Annotated in this window: 14 protein-coding genes and 1 pseudogene; all 15 read right to left on the bottom strand. The window is 69.3% G+C overall.

The genetic code is table 11. The features are described 5' to 3' along the window. Positions 1–6 precede the first annotated feature (6 nt). Positions 7–1116, bottom strand: coding sequence for an S-(hydroxymethyl)glutathione dehydrogenase/class III alcohol dehydrogenase (locus tag IPK71_28480; GenBank protein ID MBK8217681.1), 1110 nt, complete (start codon positions 1114–1116; stop codon positions 7–9). 182 nt (positions 1117–1298) lie between these two features. Continuing rightward, entirely contained in the window at positions 1299–2714 is a 1416-nt protein-coding gene (gene glnA / locus IPK71_28475) for a type I glutamate--ammonia ligase (GenBank protein ID MBK8217680.1), read from the bottom strand. Between the two features lie 69 nt (positions 2715–2783). Beyond that, entirely contained in the window at positions 2784–3122 is a 339-nt protein-coding gene (locus IPK71_28470; protein MBK8217679.1) for a P-II family nitrogen regulator, read from the bottom strand. Between the two features lie 183 nt (positions 3123–3305). Beyond that, the gene (locus IPK71_28465) at positions 3306–3995 is read right to left on the bottom strand and encodes an ATP phosphoribosyltransferase (protein ID MBK8217678.1); all 690 of its coding nucleotides are present in this window, start codon (positions 3993–3995) and stop codon (positions 3306–3308) included. Beyond that, positions 3992–4963: an ATP phosphoribosyltransferase regulatory subunit gene (locus tag IPK71_28460; GenBank protein ID MBK8217677.1), complete on the bottom strand. Its 972-nt coding sequence runs from the start codon at positions 4961–4963 to the stop codon at positions 3992–3994. Before IPK71_28460 ends, IPK71_28465 begins: the two co-directional genes overlap by 4 nt. A 3-nt stretch (positions 4964–4966) precedes the next feature. Continuing rightward, positions 4967–5637, bottom strand: a pseudogene (locus tag IPK71_28455) (bifunctional phosphoribosyl-AMP cyclohydrolase/phosphoribosyl-ATP diphosphatase HisIE). Then, positions 5634–6389 carry an imidazole glycerol phosphate synthase subunit HisF gene (hisF, locus tag IPK71_28450; GenBank protein MBK8217676.1) on the bottom strand — a complete coding sequence of 252 codons (756 nt, stop codon included), beginning with the start codon at positions 6387–6389 and terminating at the stop codon, positions 5634–5636. Before hisF ends, IPK71_28455 begins: the two are co-directional and overlap by 4 nt. Then, positions 6383–7114 carry a hypothetical protein gene (locus tag IPK71_28445; GenBank protein ID MBK8217675.1) on the bottom strand — a complete coding sequence of 244 codons (732 nt, stop codon included), beginning with the start codon at positions 7112–7114 and terminating at the stop codon, positions 6383–6385. Before IPK71_28445 ends, hisF begins: the two co-directional genes overlap by 7 nt. Next, positions 7111–7719 carry an imidazole glycerol phosphate synthase subunit HisH gene (hisH, locus tag IPK71_28440; protein ID MBK8217674.1) on the bottom strand — a complete coding sequence of 203 codons (609 nt, stop codon included), beginning with the start codon at positions 7717–7719 and terminating at the stop codon, positions 7111–7113. The genes IPK71_28445 and hisH overlap by 4 nt, the downstream gene beginning before the upstream one ends. After that, positions 7716–8312, bottom strand: a complete 597-nt coding sequence (hisB, locus tag IPK71_28435; GenBank protein MBK8217673.1) for an imidazoleglycerol-phosphate dehydratase HisB — start codon at positions 8310–8312, stop codon at positions 7716–7718. Before hisB ends, hisH begins: the two co-directional genes overlap by 4 nt. After that, complete coding sequence (locus IPK71_28430; protein ID MBK8217672.1) at positions 8309–10111, bottom strand: aminotransferase class I/II-fold pyridoxal phosphate-dependent enzyme; 1803 nt, start codon at positions 10109–10111, stop codon at positions 8309–8311. Before IPK71_28430 ends, hisB begins: the two co-directional genes overlap by 4 nt. Continuing rightward, on the bottom strand, positions 10104–11378 hold the full coding sequence (hisD, locus tag IPK71_28425; protein MBK8217671.1) for a histidinol dehydrogenase: 1275 nt from the start codon (positions 11376–11378) through the stop codon (positions 10104–10106). The genes IPK71_28430 and hisD overlap by 8 nt, the downstream gene beginning before the upstream one ends. A 45-nt stretch (positions 11379–11423) precedes the next feature. Further along, positions 11424–12470, bottom strand: coding sequence for an alpha/beta fold hydrolase (locus tag IPK71_28420; GenBank protein MBK8217670.1), 1047 nt, complete (start codon positions 12468–12470; stop codon positions 11424–11426). A 119-nt stretch (positions 12471–12589) separates the two neighbouring features. Further along, positions 12590–14047, bottom strand: coding sequence for an outer membrane protein transport protein (locus IPK71_28415; protein MBK8217669.1), 1458 nt, complete (start codon positions 14045–14047; stop codon positions 12590–12592). A 50-nt stretch (positions 14048–14097) separates the two neighbouring features. After that, positions 14098–18078 carry a hypothetical protein gene (locus IPK71_28410; GenBank protein ID MBK8217668.1) on the bottom strand — a complete coding sequence of 1327 codons (3981 nt, stop codon included), beginning with the start codon at positions 18076–18078 and terminating at the stop codon, positions 14098–14100. Between the last annotated feature and the right edge of the window lie 170 nt (positions 18079–18248).

Genomic DNA, 18248 nt, shown 5'->3' with positions numbered 1-18248 from the left:
CCGACATCAGTAGGTCACCACCGTGCGAATGGACTCGCCGCGCTTCATGAGGTCGAAGCCCTCGTTGATGCGGTCGAGTGGGAGAGTGTGCGTAACGAGGGAGTCGATGTCGATCTTGCCCTCCATGTACCAGTCGACGATCTTGGGAACGTCGGTGCGGCCACGTGCGCCGCCGAAGGCCGAGCCCTTCCACACGCGACCGGTGACGAGCTGGAACGGCCGGGTCTTGATCTCTTGGCCCGCCCCGGCCACGCCGATGATGATCGACTCGCCCCAGCCGCGGTGGCAGCACTCGAGCGCCTGGCGCATGAGATCGACGTTGCCCACGCACTCGAACGAGTAGTCGGCGCCGCCACCCGTGAGCTCGACGAGGTGCGCGACCACATCGCCCTTCACCTCCTTCGGGTTCACGAAGTGGGTCATGCCGAATTTGCGGCCGAGCGCCTCACGCGCGGGGTTGATGTCGACGCCGATGATCTTGTCCGCCCCGACGAGGCGAAGGCCCTGGATGACGTTGAGCCCGATGCCGCCGAGCCCGAAGACGACCGCGTTCGCGCCGGGCTCGACCTTGGCCGTATGGATGACGGCGCCGATGCCCGTGGTGACGCCGCAGCCGATGTAACAGACCTTCTCGAAGGGCGCGTCCTTCCGGATCTTCGCGAGCGCGATCTCGGGCAGCACGGTGTAGTTCGAGAACGTGGAGCAGCCCATGTAGTGGAAGATGGGCTTGCCCTTCACCGAGAAGCGGCTCGTCCCGTCGGGCATCACGCCCTTGCCCTGCGTGGCGCGGATCGCCGTGCAAAGGTTCGTCTTCCGCGAGAGGCACGATTTGCAGCCGCGGCACTCGGGTGTGTAGAGCGGGATCACGTGATCGCCCACGGCGAGGCTCGTGACGCCCGGGCCGACCTCGACGACGACGCCCGCGCCCTCGTGCCCGAAGATGACCGGGAACTGCCCCTCGGGATCGGCGCCCGACAAGGTGAACTCGTCCGTGTGGCAGATCCCCGTGGCCTTGAGCTCGACGAGCACCTCACCGTGCTTGGGGCCCTCGAGATCGACCTCTTCGACGACGAGCGGCTTCTTCACTTCGTAGGCAACGGCGGCGCGGACTTTCATGGGGCTCTCCTCGCGGGGGTGGCAGGCAGGACGGTAGAGGCGCAATCTTACTCTGGTTTTCGCCGTTTCCGGAACGGGTACGGCGCCATGTAAGCGCCGTGAAAGGTGGGCTCCGGGCACGAAAAAGAGGCCCCCTCGTTCGTGACGAGAGGGCCTCCGGAGACGCGCTCGGCGCGCGGGCTTCAGGTGTCGAAGTAGAGGTAGAACTCGTGCGGCGTCGGGCGCATGCGGATCGGGTTCAGCTCCTTCGTGCGCTTGAGATCGAGCCACTCCTCGATGGCGTCCTTCGTGAAGACGTCGCCGCGGAGGAGGAACTCGTGATCGCGCTCGAGGTTGTTCAAGGCCTCCTCGAGGCTGCCCGGCATCTGCGGGACGGTCTTCAGCTCCTCGGGGGAGAGGGCGTAGATGTCCTTGTCGAGCGGATCACCCGGATCGATCTTGTTCTGGATGCCGTCGAGGCCGGCCATCATCATGGCGGCGAAGGCGAGGTAGGGGTTCGCCGTCGGGTCGGGGAAACGCACCTCGATGCGGCGGGTCTTCGGCGACGGGCCCGTGATGGGGATACGCACGGACGCCGAGCGGTTGCGGCTCGAGTACGCGAGGTTCACGGGCGCCTCGAAGCCCGGGACGAGCCGGCGGTAGCTGTTCGTCGTCGGGTTCGTGAACGCAGCGAGCGTGCCGGCGTGCTTGATGATGCCGCCGATGTACCAGAGCGCCATCTGCGAGAGGCCCGCGTAGCCGTCGCCGCCGAAGAGGGGCTTTCCGTCCTTCCAGAGGGACTGGTGGACGTGCATGCCCGAGCCGTTGTCTCCGAAGAGAGGCTTCGGCATGAACGTGCAGGCCTTGCCGTTCTTGCGGGCGATGTTCTTGATGACGTACTTGAACCAGAGGAGGTTATCGGCGCAGGGGAGGAGCTTGTCGAACTTGAAGCCGATCTCGCACTGACCGCCCGTCGCCACCTCGTGGTGCCCCACCTCGACGGTGATGCCCGTCGCCTGGAGCATGAGCATCATCTCCTGGCGGATGCCGGCGAGGGTGTCGGTCGGCGGGACGGGGAAGTACCCTTCCTTGTAGCGGGTCTTGTAGCCGAGGTTCGGGCCCTCTTTCGTGCCCGAGTTCCACGCGCCCTCTTTGCTGTCGAGGAAGTAGTAGCCCTCGTTCGGCTTCGAGTGGTCGAAGCGCACGTCGTCGAAGAGGAAGAACTCCGCCTCGGGGCCCATGTACGAGGTGTCGGCGATGCCCGTCTGGACGAGGTACGCCTCGGCCTTCTTGGCGATGTGGCGCGGGTCGCGCGAGTAGGGCTGCTTCGTGATCGGATCGAACACGCTCGCGACGAGCGAGAGCGTCTTGTTCTCGTAGAACGGATCGATCTTCGCCGTCGACGCGTCGGGGATCATGACCATGTCCGAGGCGTTGATGGGCTGCCAGCCGCGGATCGACGAGCCGTCGAAGGCGATCCCGTCCTCGAACATGGCCTCGTCGAGGCGGTAGGCCGGGAGCGTCGTGTGCTGCCACTGGCCCGGGAAGTCGACGAACTTGACGTCGATGAATTTGACGTCGTTGGCCTTCGCGAGCTCGATTACGTCCTTCGGTTTCATTCTCTCTCTTCTCCTCGGCGTGTGACGGTCGAAACGAACTTGGGTGGGGCCGCCTTGGCGGCAGTGACACTAGATGGCGTCTTTGCCGCGCTCTCCGGTGCGGATGCGCACGGCCTCTTCGACGTTGGTGACGAAGATCTTCCCGTCGCCGATGCGCCCGGTCTTGGCGCTCTTCTCGATAGCGTCGAGCACGTCGGTCACGAGCTCTTCGGGGACGACGATCTCGACCTTCACCTTGGGGACGAAATCGACGACGTACGCCGAGCCGCGGTAGACCTCTTTCTTGCCACCGGTGCGCCCGAAGCCCTTCACCTCGGTCACGGTCATGCCCTGCACGCCGACCTCGGAGAGGGCGTCTTTCACTTCGTCGAGCTTGAAGGGCTTGATGATGGCTTCGATCTTCTTCATCGGCGGACCTCGGCGTCGGGGAGCGTGGCCTCGGAGGCTACACGGCCGGCTCGGCCCGTGCGAGCGCGCTCACGCCCGCGCACGCCCTCGCCGCCGCTTGTGCATAGAGGGCCGAAGGTTTCGGGAATGTTTCTCCGTGTCGCGCCGCAGAGCGTCAAAAACGCGCGAAAAAAGGGCGTGGTTTCACGGCTTTGGGTGCGCCGTTTGCGACGACGTGCGACACGCCTCGACGATGCGCGCCGCGATGGCGCGGAGGGCCTCGCGGTCGGTCAGGTAGGCGCCTCGGTTCATGACGAGCCGCGCGCTCACGTCCCCGATGGTCGCGAGCACCTCGAGATCGTTGTCACGCAGCGTGTCCCCCGATTGCACGAGGTCGACGATGGCGTGCGCGAGCCCGAGCCGAGGCGCGATCTCGACGCTCGACTCGATCGGGACGAGCTCCGCTGTGATGCCCATGCGGTCGAGCCACGCGGCGCACGCCCTTGAGAACTTGGTGGCGAGGCGGAGGTGGGGCGTCGCGAGGAGCTCGTCGAGCCTCATCCCCTTCGGCCCCGCGAGGCAGAGCGTGCAGCGCCCGAAGCCCAAGTCCGCGAGCTCGAGGACGTCGTCGTCGCACTCTCCAAGGGCGTCGGACCCGACGACCCCGAAGGTCGCCGCGCCGCGCGACACGTAGCGGATGAGATCGCGCCCCTTCAGCCACACGGCGAGCACGCGAGGATCGCCGGTAGGAAACGTGAGCGCGCGCGGGTTCTCCTTCGACGGGATCGGCCCGAGCCCGGTGCCCGCGAGGCGTTTGTCGAGCGTCTCGCCGAGCCTGCCCTTCGGGAGCGCGAAGACGAAACGACGTTCGCCGTGGAGGGGAACGGAGGTCATGCGTCACCTCGCGTGAAGAGCTCGGGGTGAGCTTCGTGGAGGTCGAGGACACGAGAGAGCCGCACGCAGAACCCGGCGGCGCGCCAGGGCTTTCCGAGCTGCGGGTAGAGCGCGTCGTACCGGCCGCCGGCCGCGAGCTCGGCCGTCGCGAACGGCGCCCAGAGCGCGAACGTGGGCCCCGTATAGAAGTCGATGCCCGTGACGTCGGCGTAGTCGCGGCGGACGGGCACCGTGGCGGGGAGGGCCTCGCGAAACACCGAGGCGGCGCGCTCGATCGCCTCGAGGTCGTCGCGCACGAGCGACGCATACGGGCTCGCCTCCGGCGCGTCGTCGAGGAGCGCACGCGCGTGCGCGAGGAGCCTCGCCTCGGGACCGTCTCCGAGGCCTTCGATCGCCGCGGGGACCGCATGGAGCGCGCGTACGGACAGGGCGCGCACGTAGGCGTCGCGCCTCGCGCCCGAGACCCCTTCGTCGGCGAGCGGGCGCCGAACCAGGTCGGCGTGACCGAGCTTCATGGTGCCACCCGAGAGCCCGAGCGCCTCGGGCACGCGGGCCAAGAGCGTGCATAATGCACGGTCTGCGTCCTCGCCGTCGTCGTGGGGTTGCGTGTGCTCGCAGCCGACCTCGAAGCGCTCGGTGGGCTCCCACGCCCCCTCGGGCTCGCGGAACACGGGGCCGGCGTACGAGACGCGCCGCGGCGGATCGGCGTAGCGGACCACGAGGAGATCGGCGAGCGCCAAGGTGAAATCGCTCCGGAGCGCCGAGACGCCTCCCTCGCCATCGAGCACGAGCTTCTCGCGGCCGAGCGTCGCGTGCGTGCCGGTCGTCAGCTTGCGCGAGACGAGCGAAGGGCGGAGCTCCGCGTACCCGGCGTCGGCGAAGAGGGCCATGAGCCGGGCCTCCCACACACGGAGGCGCCTCGCGGGCTCGAAGAGGAGGTCGGGAAAGAGCGGCCTGTGTGTGGGCATGACTCAGCCACGCTCTCGCGTCTTCTGGGCGTGGCGCTCGCGGAGCACGCGCACGGCGTCCTCGAGGCTCGCGCCGCTCGCGACGAGGAGCATGTCGAGGTGGACGAGCAGATCGGCCGCCTCCCCGAAGAGCTCGGCGCGCTCGGCCTCGCCCGGGCTCTGCGCCACGTTTTTGGCCGCGATGACGACCTCGCCGGCCTCCTCGACGACCTTCTTGGCGATGCGGTCGATCCCCTGGAAAAAGAGCCGCTCCGTGTAGCTCCCGTCGGCCCTCCGCGCCGCGTGACGTTCGCGGAGCGTGCCCTCGAGCTCTCCCAAGAACGCGAGGCCCCGCGCGGGAACGAGCGACCCTTCGGGCTCCCCCTCGACCGAGAAGCAGCTCGGGGTCTCACGATGGCAGGTGGGCCCTACGCACGTCGCTCGCACGAGGACCGCGTCGCCGTCGCAATCGAGCCGGACGTCCTCGGCCGTGAGCGTGTGCCCGCTCGTCTCGCCCTTCACCCAGAGCGCCCCCGGCTTCGGCTGAAGAAGGTGACCCGCCCGGTCGAGAGCGTGCGCTCGTAGGCCTCGGCGTTCATGTACGCGAGCATGCGCACCTCGCCCGAGGTCGACTGGACGATGCACGGGACGAGGCCGTCTTCGCCGAATTTTGGAGTGGTTTCCGGAGCTTTCATAGGAGCCTCATGGAGTGGCCGCGGTCGGCCAAGAAGCGCTTCAGCGCGGCGACCTCGATGGCCTTCTCGTGGAAGAGGGACGCCGCGAGCACCGCGCTCGCCCCGGCGCGGAGCGCGTCGTCGAAGTGGGCCATGGTGCCGGCCCCACCCGAAGCGACGACCGGCACGGGTAGGTCGCGGAGCTTCTCGAGCAGGCTCACGTCGAACCCTTCCTTCGTGCCATCGCGGTCCATCGACGTGACGAGGATCTCGCCGGCCCCGAGCGCGCAAGCCTCGGCGGCCCAGGCCTCGGCCACGAGCGTCGTTGCCGTCTTTCCGGCGTCGACGTACACCCGGTGCACGCCGTCTCCGTCGAGCTTCGCGTCGAGCGCGAGCACCACGCATTGGGCCCCGAAGAGGTCGGCGCACTCGCGCAGCAAGGCCGGTCGTTTCACCGCCGCGCTGTTGATGGCCACCTTGTCGGCGCCGGCACGCAGGAGGGTGCGGACGTCGTCGGGGGAGGAGACTCCGCCTCCGACGGTGAACGGGATCGACAGCTCGTCGGCCACGGCGGAGACCCACGCCGCGCGCGCCTTTCGCCCCTCGTTGGTGGCCGAAATGTCGAGGAACACGAGCTCGTCGATGCCCTCCTCGTCGTAGCGGCGTGCGAGCGCCACGGGGTCGCCCTGATCACGCAGGTCGACGAACTTCACGCCCTTCACGACGCGACCGTCCTTCACGTCGAGGCAGGCGACGACACGCGCGGCTACCACGCCTCACCTCGGAGCGCGCGGCGCGTGCGCGGGTCGTCGAGGTCGATGGCCCCGTCGAGCACGGCCTTGCCCGAGATGGCCGCGTAGGCCGCGGGTACACGAGCGACCGTGGCCACGTCGTCGAGGCTCCGGATCCCGCCCGAGGCTTGCACCTTGAACCCGAACGAGCCGACCCAGGTGACGGCGTCGAGGCCGGGCCCCGTCATGAGCCCGTCGCGGTCGACGTCCGTCACGAGCGCAGCGTCGAGCCCCATGCCGCGGAGCTCCGCGCACACCTCGGCGGAGGGGCGCTTCGTGGTCTCCGTCCACCCGCGCACGACGAGGGCGAACGCGCCGCCTTCTTCCGCGCGGACATCGAGCGCGAGCACCACGTCGCTCGGCGCGATGCCCCGAAGCGCCGCGGGAGAGGTGACGGCGAGGGTGCCAACGACCGCCGAAAAACCGTGAGATATCGCATCCTTGACAGCCCGCTCGTCGCGCAGCCCTCCGCCGAGCTGGAAGCGCACGTGCGGGTAGCGCCGCGGGTACGCGAGCAGGCTCGGTTGGCGCGCCTCGCCGAAGGCCCCGTCGAGATCGACGAGGTGCACGAGGGTCGCGCCGGCGGCGACGAGGCGCTCGACCCACGCGTCGGCGTCGAGGTCGTACGTCTCTTCGGAGCCGTCGACCCCCTTCTTGAGGCGCACGACCTTGCCGCGCCGGAGGTCCATCGAAGGTACGAGCTTCACGTCATGCTCCCGAGGTTGCGGAGAAGGTCGCCGAGAAAACGCTGGCCTGCCCGCCCCGAGCGCTCGGGATGAGCCTGCACACCGAACACGTTCCCTCGGGCCGCCGCCGCCGCGAAGTCTCCCCCGTGGGTCGAGACGAGCGCGGTCTCGGGGCCTCGCGGGAGCGCGTACGAGTGGACGAAGTAGAGGTAGCGGGGCGCCGCGGGCACGTAGGTCGGAGCGTTGGCCCGTGTGACCTCGCTCCAGCCCATGTGCGGCACCTTGACGCTCGCGGGCAGGCGCGCGGCCACGCCGGCGAGGGCTCCCAGGCCGGCCTCGCCCGGAGCCTCTTCGCTCCCCTCGGCGAGGAGCTGGAGGCCGAGGCAGATGCCGACGAGGGGCCGACCGGCGCGGAGCGTGTCTTCGAGGAAGGCCCAGAGCCCACGCGCGACGAGCGCTTCTTTCGCCGCACGAAAGTGCCCGACCCCCGGGAGGACGACGGGGCCTCGCGCGCTTCGGGCCGCGGTCGCGTCCTCGGCGACGACGTGCGTGAGCCCCTCGCGTCGGAGAGCCCCCGCGAGCGACGCGAGGTTGCCCGCGCCGTAGTCGAGCACCACGACGCTCATCCGGTGAGGGTCCCTTTGGTGCTCGGGACCGCCGAGCCCGACACGCGCGTGGCCATGCGGAGCGCGCGCGCGAGCGCCTTGAAGAGCGCCTCGATTTTGTGGTGCGTGTTCTCGCCGTAGAGCACGTGCGCGTGGAGGTTCATTTTTCCTCGCACGGAGAGCGCGTGGAAGAACTCGCGGACCATCTCGGTCTGGAAGCCGTTGCCCATGATGACGCTCGGGAGGTCGGCCGAGAACACGCAGTAGGGCCGCCCCGAGAGATCGATGACCACGCGCGCCAAGGTCTCGTCCATGGGCACGTGCGCCTCGCCCCAGCGCGCGATCCCGGCACGCTCGCCGAGCGCCATCGCGAGCGCGTCGCCGAGCGCGAGCCCCACGTCCTCGACGAGGTGGTGGCTGTCGACCGGCAGATCGCCCGAGGCCGACACGTCGAGCCCGAGGCCGCCGTGCCGCGAGAGCTGGTCGAGCATGTGATCGAAGAAGGGCAAGCCCGTAGAAATGCTCGACTTTTCGCCGTGCTCTCTTCCGTCCAGGTGGAGCCCGAGCTCGATGCGAGTCTCCTTCGTGGTGCGCGAAACGGTGGCGGTTCTCATGCGGGGCTCCGTGGGGCTTCGGTGAAGAGCGGGCCTTGGGCGAGGAGCGCGCGGAGGGTCTCCGCGACGCGATCCCCGTCCTCGTGGCGAGCGAACGAGTCTCGATCGGGGCCGACGGCGGCGAAACGAAAGTGGGTCTCGGGGCGGAGCTTCGCCGCGGCCACGAGGGCTGCGCGATCGTCGCGGGTGTCGCCCACGAACACGACGTGGGTCGCGCGGAACGCGTCGGCGAGCTGGAGGAGCCCTCCGGGCCTCGGTTTCTCGACGTGCGGAGCGTGGGCGCACACGGCTTCGCACGTAAAGCCGAGGGTCCCCATGGCGTCCCGGAGCTCGCGTGGATCCCGACCCGTGAGGATGGCGAAGGGGACACCGAGCGCCTCGAGCTCGGCGTGCGTCACGAGCGGCACCTCGCACGCGCGGGTGTGCTCGTAGTGGCGCGCGACCCGCGCGGCCGACTCGGCGAAGAGCTCCGAGAGCGCGGCCTCGAGCCCCTCGTCCCACGTCACGCGGCCCTCGAGGAGCTCGCCGAGCCTGCCACGGTCGCCGAGCGCGGCCACACCGGCGCAGAGGCGAAAATCGTTGTTCATTCCGCCGAGCCGCTTCATGGCGCGGAAATACCGGTCGTCCCACGCGAGCCCCGGGCGCATCTCGGAGAGGGCGAGCCGCACGGCCTCACGGAAGCTCGCTTCGGCGTCGATCATCACGCCGTCGATGTCGAGCACGAGGAGGGGAGCCGTGGTGATGGGCGCAGGCTCGGCGAGTCTGCCTCCGAGGGCCCGTACGGCGGCCTCGCACTCGGCCTCGGTGCCGATCGAGATGCGCGTCCCGAGCGCTCCCCCGAGCCTGCGCGCGAGCAGTCCGTGGGCGGCGAGGGTGTCGGCTACGTCACGTGCAGTATGCACGAAATTGGCCGTGGTCGGAGACACGGGCACGCCGGCGCGCTCGAGGGCGTCGACGAAGCGCGTGCGGCGTTCGACCGTCTCCCGCACCGCGACGTCGAAGGCCGCGGCGTGATCGAGGGCGACGTCGAGCGCGATGAGCTGCGGGGTGGAGAGCGAATAGGGCAGCTTCAGACGCGCGAGCTCGGCGACGAGGTCCTTCGGGCCCACGAGCGCCCCGAGCCTGAGGCCGGCCGACGCGAGGGCCTTCGAAAACGTGCGGAGGAGCACGACGTTCTCGTAGCGCTCGGGCAAGAGCCTCGCCGTGCGTGAAGAGAACTCGGCGTACGCCTCGTCGAGCACGACGAGCGGAGGCTCCGGGAGGCGCGCGATTTCGTCGAGGAGCGAGACCACGCGCGAGAGCTCGCACGACGCCCCCGTGGGGTTGTTCGGCAGGGTGAGCCACACCTGGCGCACCCCCGCCGCGGCGGCTCGCGCGAAGCCTTCGAGTGGGAGCCCGAAGCCCACGTCGACCTTCTCGCACACCCCGCCGTGGCGCCGAACGAGGGCCGGATAGAGGGAAAATCCCGGGTCCGGGATGGCCACGCGATCCCCGACCGAGAGCCCCGCGAGCGCCACGAGATCGAGCAGCGCGCCGCTCGACGGCCCGAGCAGCACGGCGCCCTCGGGTGCGCCCATGCGCTCTTCGAGGCGCCTCGTCACATCGCCTTCCGTCTCGGGGTAGGTCGACAGGGGAGCGTGTGCGAGGCGCTCGAGGAACGCCGCGCGCGCCGCGGGAGGGAAGTCCCGGGCGGCCTCGTTCATGTGGAGGCGCGCGAGGCCGGGCGGCTCGTGGGGGCGCGTGTACGTGGCCCGCTCTCCGCGGAGATCGGGGCGCAGGAAGGCTCGCGGATCAGCCACGGAGCCTCGCACTCCGTGCATGATGCACGAGATTCTCCGCGTCGGCGAGCGCCCCGACCCAAGGGCCCATGGCGCGGGCGTCGGCGTTCGAGAGCGCGAGCACGCTCTGCCTCTTCATGTAGGTGGCGACGCCGAGCGGGCTCGAGTACCGCGCCGTGCGGTTCGTCGGGAGCACGTGGTTCGGGCCGGCGCCGTAGTCGCCGAAGGCCTCGGCGCTCGCGCTGCCGACGAAGAGCGCCGACGCGGTCGTGAGCGCGTCTCTCCAGTCGTCCGGATCGTGGACGACGAGCTCGAGGTGCTCGGGCGCGAAGGCTTGGGCGAACGCCACGAGGGCCTCTTTGTCCCCGTGGAGCAGGAACCCGTACGACGAAAGGCTCGCCTCCACGATCTCCTTCCGCGGCGACGTGGCGACGCGCGCGGCGAGCTCTTGCGCCACCGCGTCGAGCAGCGTGTCGCTCGTGGACGCGAGCACGGCCGCCGCGTCGGGATCGTGCTCGGCCTGCGCGAGCAGATCTTCGGCTACGCGCGCCGGATCCGCCGAGCCGTCGGCGAGCACGAGGATCTCGGTCGGGCCGGCGAGCGAGTCGATGCCCGCGGTGCCCACGAGCTGGCGTTTGGCCTCGGCCACGAAGCGGTTGCCAGGGCCAGCCACGAGATCGACCTCGGGCTCGCCGTGCGCGAGGAACGCTATGCCCTGCGCGCCACCGACCATGTAGAGCTCGTCGAGGCCGACGAGGTGCGCGGTGGCGAGCAGCACGGGATCGAGCCCCGAAGCGCGTGGCGGCGTGACCGCGACGATCCTGCGCACACCCGCGCACATCGCGGGGATCACGGTCATCACGAGCGTCGACGGGTAGAACGCTCGCCCTCCGGGGACGTACACGCCCACGCGCCGGAGCGGCAGCCACCGCTCGCCGACCTCGCCCCCGCCAGGAAGCGGCACTCGAACGTCGGAGAGGGCCGCGCGCTGCGCCAGCGCGAAGGTGCGCACGTGCTCGATCATCTGGCCGAGGGCGGAGACGAGCTCCGACGACGTATGCGCGAGCGTATCGGCCGCGGCTCGCATCGCGCTCGGCGGGACCCGGGCGGACGCCGCGTCGAGCGTGACCCCGTCGAGGCGCGCGCCGATCGCGAGGGCGCGCTCGAGGCCTCCCTCGGGGCCACCCGCTCGAACCTCGGCGAGGATCGAGGCCACGGTGTCCCGTGTGCGAGCTTCGACCCCCGGATCGCGTGCGAGCCGGGAGAGCACCTCGGGGATCGCGGACATCGTGAGCGTTCGTCGCTGCAAAATCGGGCCTCTTCGGCGCGGACCCTACCAGGCCGTCGAGGCTTCGGGTAGGCGATGAAGGAGTCCCGTCGACGAGAGCCGAGCTCTGCCCATGAGGTGCAAAATGAGCCCTTCGTAGAACGAGGGCGCATCGAACCGGCCCCAGCCGACCGAGCCCCAGTGGTCGGCGTCGATGTGGCCGAGCACCTCGCCGCGCGCTTGGGACGACACGGGGACCACGCCGTCGTTGTCACCGGCGATGCGCTTCAAGAACGCGTACGTCGGCAAGAGCCACGGGCCTACCCCGAGCGCTCCGCCCGACGGGGAGGCCACGACGGACGCGTACCGCACGCCCTCGGCGTCCGGGGTGTCACGCTCGAAGGCGTCCATGGCCGCGGTCGTCAGATCGAGGATCGAGGCGAAATTGCGCTCGACGAACGCACGTGGCGCGAGGAGCTTCGCTCCGAGGTCGGCGATCGGCGTGCCCCCGTGGGGGGTCGCCACCGTCACGAGGGACTCGGCGTAGGCCGCGAGCCCGAGGTGCGTCAGGGCGAAGCGCGCGTCGAGCCCGCCCATGCTGTGCGCGACCAGGTGCACACGTCCAGGGCCCAGCGCGCGCACGGCGTCCCGCACCTCGCGCGCGCGGGTGGCGATCCCCGCGAACGGCGACACCTTCACGAACACGGCCTCGATCCCGAGCGCGCGCAGCCTCGCGGCCACGCCCCTGAAGTACGCCGAGCGAACGCGGCCGACCCCGAGCTCCGAGAAGCCCGCGAACCCGTGGAGGAACACGACGCGCTCGGGGCGATGGACCCGCTCGAGCGGCGCGCGGGCCGTGAGCACCCGGTTGACGAAGGCCTCGAGGCTCTCGTCGTCGTCGTCCTCGGGGCGCGGGAGGGGGAGCTTCGGTGCGGCGCGGAGCCTCGGGCCGCTCGTGCGCTCCTCGTCGTTCTCTTGGTCCAGCCGGAGGGGCGCGTGCTCCTCGCCGATCTCGGGCGGCGGCGCCGAGAGCCCCCACGCGAGGCGGACGGCGAGCACGACCAGCACGAGGAAGGGGACGACGAGGGTGGCCGCGAGCGCGAGTTCGAGCATGGCTCCTCCCAACGAAGAAACCCAGCTTAGCTCGGATAACGTACCGCGTCAAACTTGGCCGATGTGACCGAAAGGACAGCGAAATATGGCTGACGCCCCGTGTCGTTCTGACGCTCGGCTCACTCGAATTTGTAGTTCAGCCCGACGCCCAGCGTGAGGGCGCGCACCGTGTACGTGCCGCCGTTGATCGACTCGGTCGCGACGGGGTTGCCCTTCACGGGGTTCACGCGCGGCACCTTGGCCTCGGCGGGATCGACCGCGATCTCGGGCGCGAAGATGTACGAAAACGCGCTGTCGAAGCGCCAATTTTTGCCGACGAAGAGGCCGATGCCGCCGCCGATCTGGACCTTGTTCGTGTCGACGGTGAGCGGGCTCACCCACTCGCGCGGCACCGCCGACGACTCGTACGAGCCGCCGCCGCGGAGCGCCATTTTGTAGTCGAAGAGGCCCTTGAACGTGAGCTCCCCGCCCACGCGGAGGGAGTTCGAGTCCTGGAAATTGCGCGGCAGCGAGATCGGCGCGACCCCGAACGGCGAGGGGAAGCCCGTCACGTCGACGAGCTTCATCGCGTCCGGCGTGACGTCGATCGAGTCGTGGAGGGACCAGAACTCGCGGATGTACGCGACCTCCACCCGAAGGAGCTTCTCGTTCGCCATCTTCTGACGAAACTCGACGCCCGCGCGGATCGTGCCCGGGAGCCGGAAGCTCACGTTCGCCGAGTCGCCCTCTTGCCGCGCACGATCGAAGGGCGCGGCCGTCGGCAAGCGCACCTTCAAAGTCGCGGGCGACGAGATCCAGAAGGGGAGGTGCCCGGCCACGCCGATGCGAAAGTGCTCCTCGGGCTCCCACACCGCGCCGATGCCGCCGCTCGGGGCGAAGATCGGGCCCACGCTCATCTGGGCTGCGGCGTCGTAGGCGGGGTCCTCCGGCGCGCCGATCACGCGGTCGGCGGGGTTCGCGTTGAACACGACGGTCGACGCGAACTTGCCTACGAGCATGTCGATGCCCACGCCGACGCGAAACTGCTCGACCGGCTTCCACGCGAAGTACCCGCCGAGCTGCACGAGGGCCGAGCCGTCCATGGAGAGCAGCGAGTACCGCGAGGGCGCGGGCTGACCGTCGACCGTCGCCGGGTAGGTGGCGATGGGCACGTAGGGCGCGAGGATGGCGCCGGCGAGCGTGTACTGCTTCTTGTCGCCGAAGGCGTACGAGCCCGCGATCGTCGGGATCGGGAGGAACGGAGTCGACCCTTTGACGGTCGGGTAGTCGTACCTCCGCACCGTGCCGCTCGCGTCGACGACCTGCGTCTGCCGCTTGAACTCCGAAGAGAAGTTCAGCCACGTGCCGTCGACGAGGATGCTCGAGCCCGCGTCGGCGAGGCCGGCGGGGTTGTACCAGACGGCGCCGAGATCGTCGGCGCCCGCGACGAAGGCCCCGCCGCGCCCGACGGCGCGCACGCCACGATCCGAGAAGTAGAGGCCCGCGGCCGAGGCCTCGCGGGGCAGGCTGGCTCCGGCGAGGCTCGCGAGGAGCGAAGCCGCGAGCGCCCGGCGCCCGAGGTTGGAAAGACGCTTCATGAGAGGCCTCTACTATCGACGCTCGGACGCGCTTAAGGGAGCGAAAAACGTCATTTCAGGCCGTTCCGAACGACTTCGTAGAACTGCTCGAGGCCGCGCTCCTTGTTGAGCAAGAAGTCCGACACGTTGTCCGACACGTTGCGGTAGTCGGAGTTCGAGAGGCGCTCCTCCATGGGCCGCGCCGGGTCGACGCGGTTCACCTCGGCGACGGTGTCGAGCACCACCTCGAGCGGGGTCTTGCCCTTTTGGGGGCCGTTCGGGATCGGCGTCACCATGTTGCCGAGCACCTGCGTGATGACCTGGTTCGGATCGATCTCGCGGGCGCAAATCTCGTTCCCGGAGCCGTCGAACGCGCGCCCGGCCATCTTGGCCAAGAGGGCCGCCTGGGCGTCGACGAGGCCCTTCTCGACGACCTTGCCGGTCGCGTCTTTCTTGGAGGGCGCCATGGCCTCGCTCATGACGTGCATGAACGGCACGATGTTGCGCTCGTCCTTCATGACCTGCATGGCGTCGGTCGCCGAGGCGAGCATGGCCTGGAGGGCGTCGTTTTTGGAGGCCTCGTCGAGCAGGTAGAGCACGAGCTTCTCGAGCTCGACGCGGCCGGCCTCGTCCTTCCGAACGGCGTCGGCGAGGTCGAGCCCCGTCGCGAACGTGGGCCCGTTCACCGCGTCGGCCATCTTCTTCGGGAGCTCCTCGCGGATCCACTTGCAGGGCTCGTAGGGCGGCGAGAACGAGCTCGGGCACCGCGCGTGGAGCTGCGACCGGAGGAGGTCGGAGATGACCGGGGTCATCTTCACCATGGTCGGGTTCGTGAACTTCGACGCCGTGCCCTTGCCCGTCACGCCGACGAATTGGTCGGCGAGCTGCGACCTGGCGCGACGCCAACGGACGAGGCGATCCTTGTCGTCGGGGTGCTGCTCGGCGAACGTGACGAACGTCTTGTCGATGGCCGAGAGGGCGTTTGCGATGAGGTAAGCTGGCGTAACTTGTGGGTTTTTCGTGCCGTCGTTGCGCAGACCCTCGGCGTTTCCGCGCCTGTCCTTGAGGCCCTGGGCCTTGGCGAGCTCGGGCGAGAGCATCGAGCGTGTGGCCTCGGCGAGCACCTGGGTGCCGGTCGCGTTCTCGCTCTTCGTGCACTGTTTCGTCTGCGGGTTCACCGCCGTGCACTTCTTCACGACCATCGTGGTGAGCTCCTTCGAGAGCGCCACGAGGGCCGGGAAGACGTCACCCGTGAACACGTTGCCGAGCAGCGGCTCGTACGAGACCAGGTTGCTCCGCACGCAGTTCGACGTGGGCGTGAGCTTGCACTCGTCGGCCGTCGCGTCGGCGTTCGGGTAGTGCTTGGCGATCACGGCCGACATCTCGACGAAGAGATCGGTGCGGCCGTGGCCCACGAACGCGGCCACGGTGGGCTGCATCGCGTCGTAGAACCCGAACTGCTCGAGCGTGAAGAGCGCGTCCCGGTTCCGCTGATCGAACCACTGGCCCTCTTGGCAGTTGCGGAGACCGCGCACCATGCCGTCGGGCGCCACGGCCGCGTCGATCGCGTTTCCGCAGCTCGAGTTCCCGCGGCACGGGTCGGAGATCACGCGCTCGGGGCAGGTGGCGCTGCCGATGTGCACGCCGTTGAGATCCTTGATGAAGGCGTTCGTCCGCGAGTTCTTAGTATCGGTGAAATCGAAGAAGACGAGGCGGTTCAGCCACGAGGGCTTCGGCCGCAGCTCCTTCGAGGAGCCCGGCGTCCAGAACCCGACGAGGCCCGACGAGTCTTCGATGGTGCTGACGTCGGCCGCGCCCAGCGTGAGCACGCCATTCCGCATGAGGCTGTCGCGCAGATGGATCTTGCCGGGGCAGGTCTTTCCGTCTTGGCACGGCAAGCCCGCGATCGAGCCGACGTAGAACTCGGCCATGTTGTCGACCTTCAAGGACTCGCACTCCTTGAAGGTGCCCGTGAGGGGCAAGTCGAGCGCCACGCCGAAGGCCCGGGCGTGGGCCTTGGCGCCCTCTTTGTTGCACATCGTGACGCCGCGCGCGTCGGACACGGCGGCGAGGAACTTGTACATCGCGCTGCGGTTGTCGCCCGTGAGCTTCTGCCCGCGGTCGACCGGCGTCTTCATGTCGGTCACGGCGCGGGCCGTGTCGTTGTAGGCCGCGCCGTTCAGGTTGTTGCGGTCGTACGTGATGCGATCTTTGTACTTGGCGAAGCTCGCCATCGCCGTGCCGAGCTGCGCGGTCTTCTCGTTGGCCATCGCCGTCATGAGATCTTCGAGGAGGCCAGGCTCTTTCGCGATCTTGGCGGCGACGTCGAGCAGCTCGTCCCAAAAGACCGAATTTTCAGGGATTTTCGCCGAATCGTACTGCGGGTCGTTCGAGGTCTCTTTGGCCGCGAGCATGGCGCCGGCCACACGCGCGACCTCGCCCGTCTTGTCGATGAAGAGCGAACGAACGAGCTGGAGCACCTCGTCGGCGTTCTTGTCACCCGCCGCCACGAGCAGCGCGTACGCGAGGTCGAGCAGCGGAGACGTGTCGGCGTGGACGCGATCGTACTGCACGGCGCCCGAGGGGTAGTCGCGTTTGCTCGCCGGGCTCCCGTCGCGCTTGCCGATCGCGACGTACGCGCCTGCCAAGGCGTCCATGAGCGTCTCGTGGTTCTGCGACACGTCCGGGTTCAAGAGCGGCTTCGTGTCGACGAGCATCTGGGCTGCGAGCGTGTGGCTCGTGTCGACGTACGCGTAGAGGAGCTTGTCCCCGATGACGGCTCGGCCGAACGGATCGCGAGGCGTCGAGATCTCCGCGCCCGGGAAATAGAAGGGCGAGGGCGCGACCGCGCCGTTCGTGGTCTTGAACTGCCCGAGCTCGTCGGTGTCCGGGAGGCCGTCCTTGTCGGCGTCGACGAAGGGCGCCCCGGCCGCGCCGGCGAGGGCCGCGTTGCCGAACCTGTCGCGCCGCACGATGTACCGCGGGGGGCCCGAGCCGAGCAGGGGATCGCTCGTGAGCATCACGGTCTCCATGATCTCGAGCGAGTCGCGTGGGCGAGAGAGCACGACGCGCCCCGTCTGCGGATCCGCGACGCCGACGAGCGGCGCCGACACCGGATCGGCGGTCATGTGACGGAGCTCCTTCTGCGCGACCTCGAGGAGCCGGTTGAACTGCGCGTTGGCCTTGCCGGGCACGGGCACCCGACCGACGCCGGGGAGCGGCGCGTCGTAGGGTTGCGAGTCCGCCGAGAGCACGTTGAGCGAGGTGTTCGCGAGATCGCGGAGCCTCGGGTACGCGGCCATGGGGCGCATCGCGCCGAGCGCGACCTCGTTCGGGCGGTAGCCTTTGCGAGCCGAGAGCCGCGCCCACGCCGCCTGCGCCTCGTCCGAGTCACGGAAGGCGTTCACGACTTTCGCGAGCGACTGCGTCGACTGTGGGAGCGTGCCGTCCAAATAAAGCTCGCCCATTTGGCCGAGCATGCGCGCGAGCTCGTCGTGGAGCTTGCCTTCGCCACTCTTCGCCGGAGCCCCACACGACTTGGTCGGATCGGGGTTCGCTAGGTCTTTGACGGGGATCGTGGAGTTCGGGAAGGCGACGTCGAGCGCCTCGATGAGGTCGTCGCGGCGGCGCACGAAGGCCTGGATCCGCGCGACGGCGTACTCGCGCGCGGCCTTCTGTTTCTCGAGGGGGACGGGCTTGCCGTCGACGTCCTTGCCGTTCGGGTCGAGCGCAGGGAGCTTGGTCTGGTCGACCTCGTTCGCGAATTTTCCCGCGTTTTTGTGACACACGTCGCGGAAGCTCGCGCCCGTGAGATCCTCGCGGAGGGCCTGCGCGGCCACACGATCGCACAGAATCCCGTACATCTCGGTGCCGAGCGAGCCACGCGGCGGGGGTGTGCGCTCCGTGTCGAACTCGTTGCACGCCGCCGTCACGCTCGCGCCGAGCACGATCGCGCCCAGCCCGAGGGCGCGCACGGCCCGAAGCCCGAGTTGGCGAGGAGAGCTCGTCGCCTCCGACGTCTTCGCCGAGCCCGCTTTCACCTGAAACCGCATGCCACTCCTCCGTACTTCGGGCCACGCATCGGCCGAAAAGCCAGGGCTTCAGTGTGGTCGATGCGGCGCGCCGGAGCGAGGGTGCATGCGCCGTGTCATGTCGTTTATGCAGTGCGGCATCAGCCGAGCATGTCCAAGCGGCGACGGGCTGAGGTACCCTCGCGTGCCCC

The sequence above is a fragment of the Myxococcales bacterium genome (assembly GCA_016712525.1).
Taxonomy (GTDB): Bacteria; Myxococcota_A; Polyangia; order Polyangiales; family Polyangiaceae; genus JAAFHV01.
The sequence above is the reverse complement of the archived record's forward strand: the minus strand, read 5'-3'. Positions and strand labels throughout refer to the sequence as shown.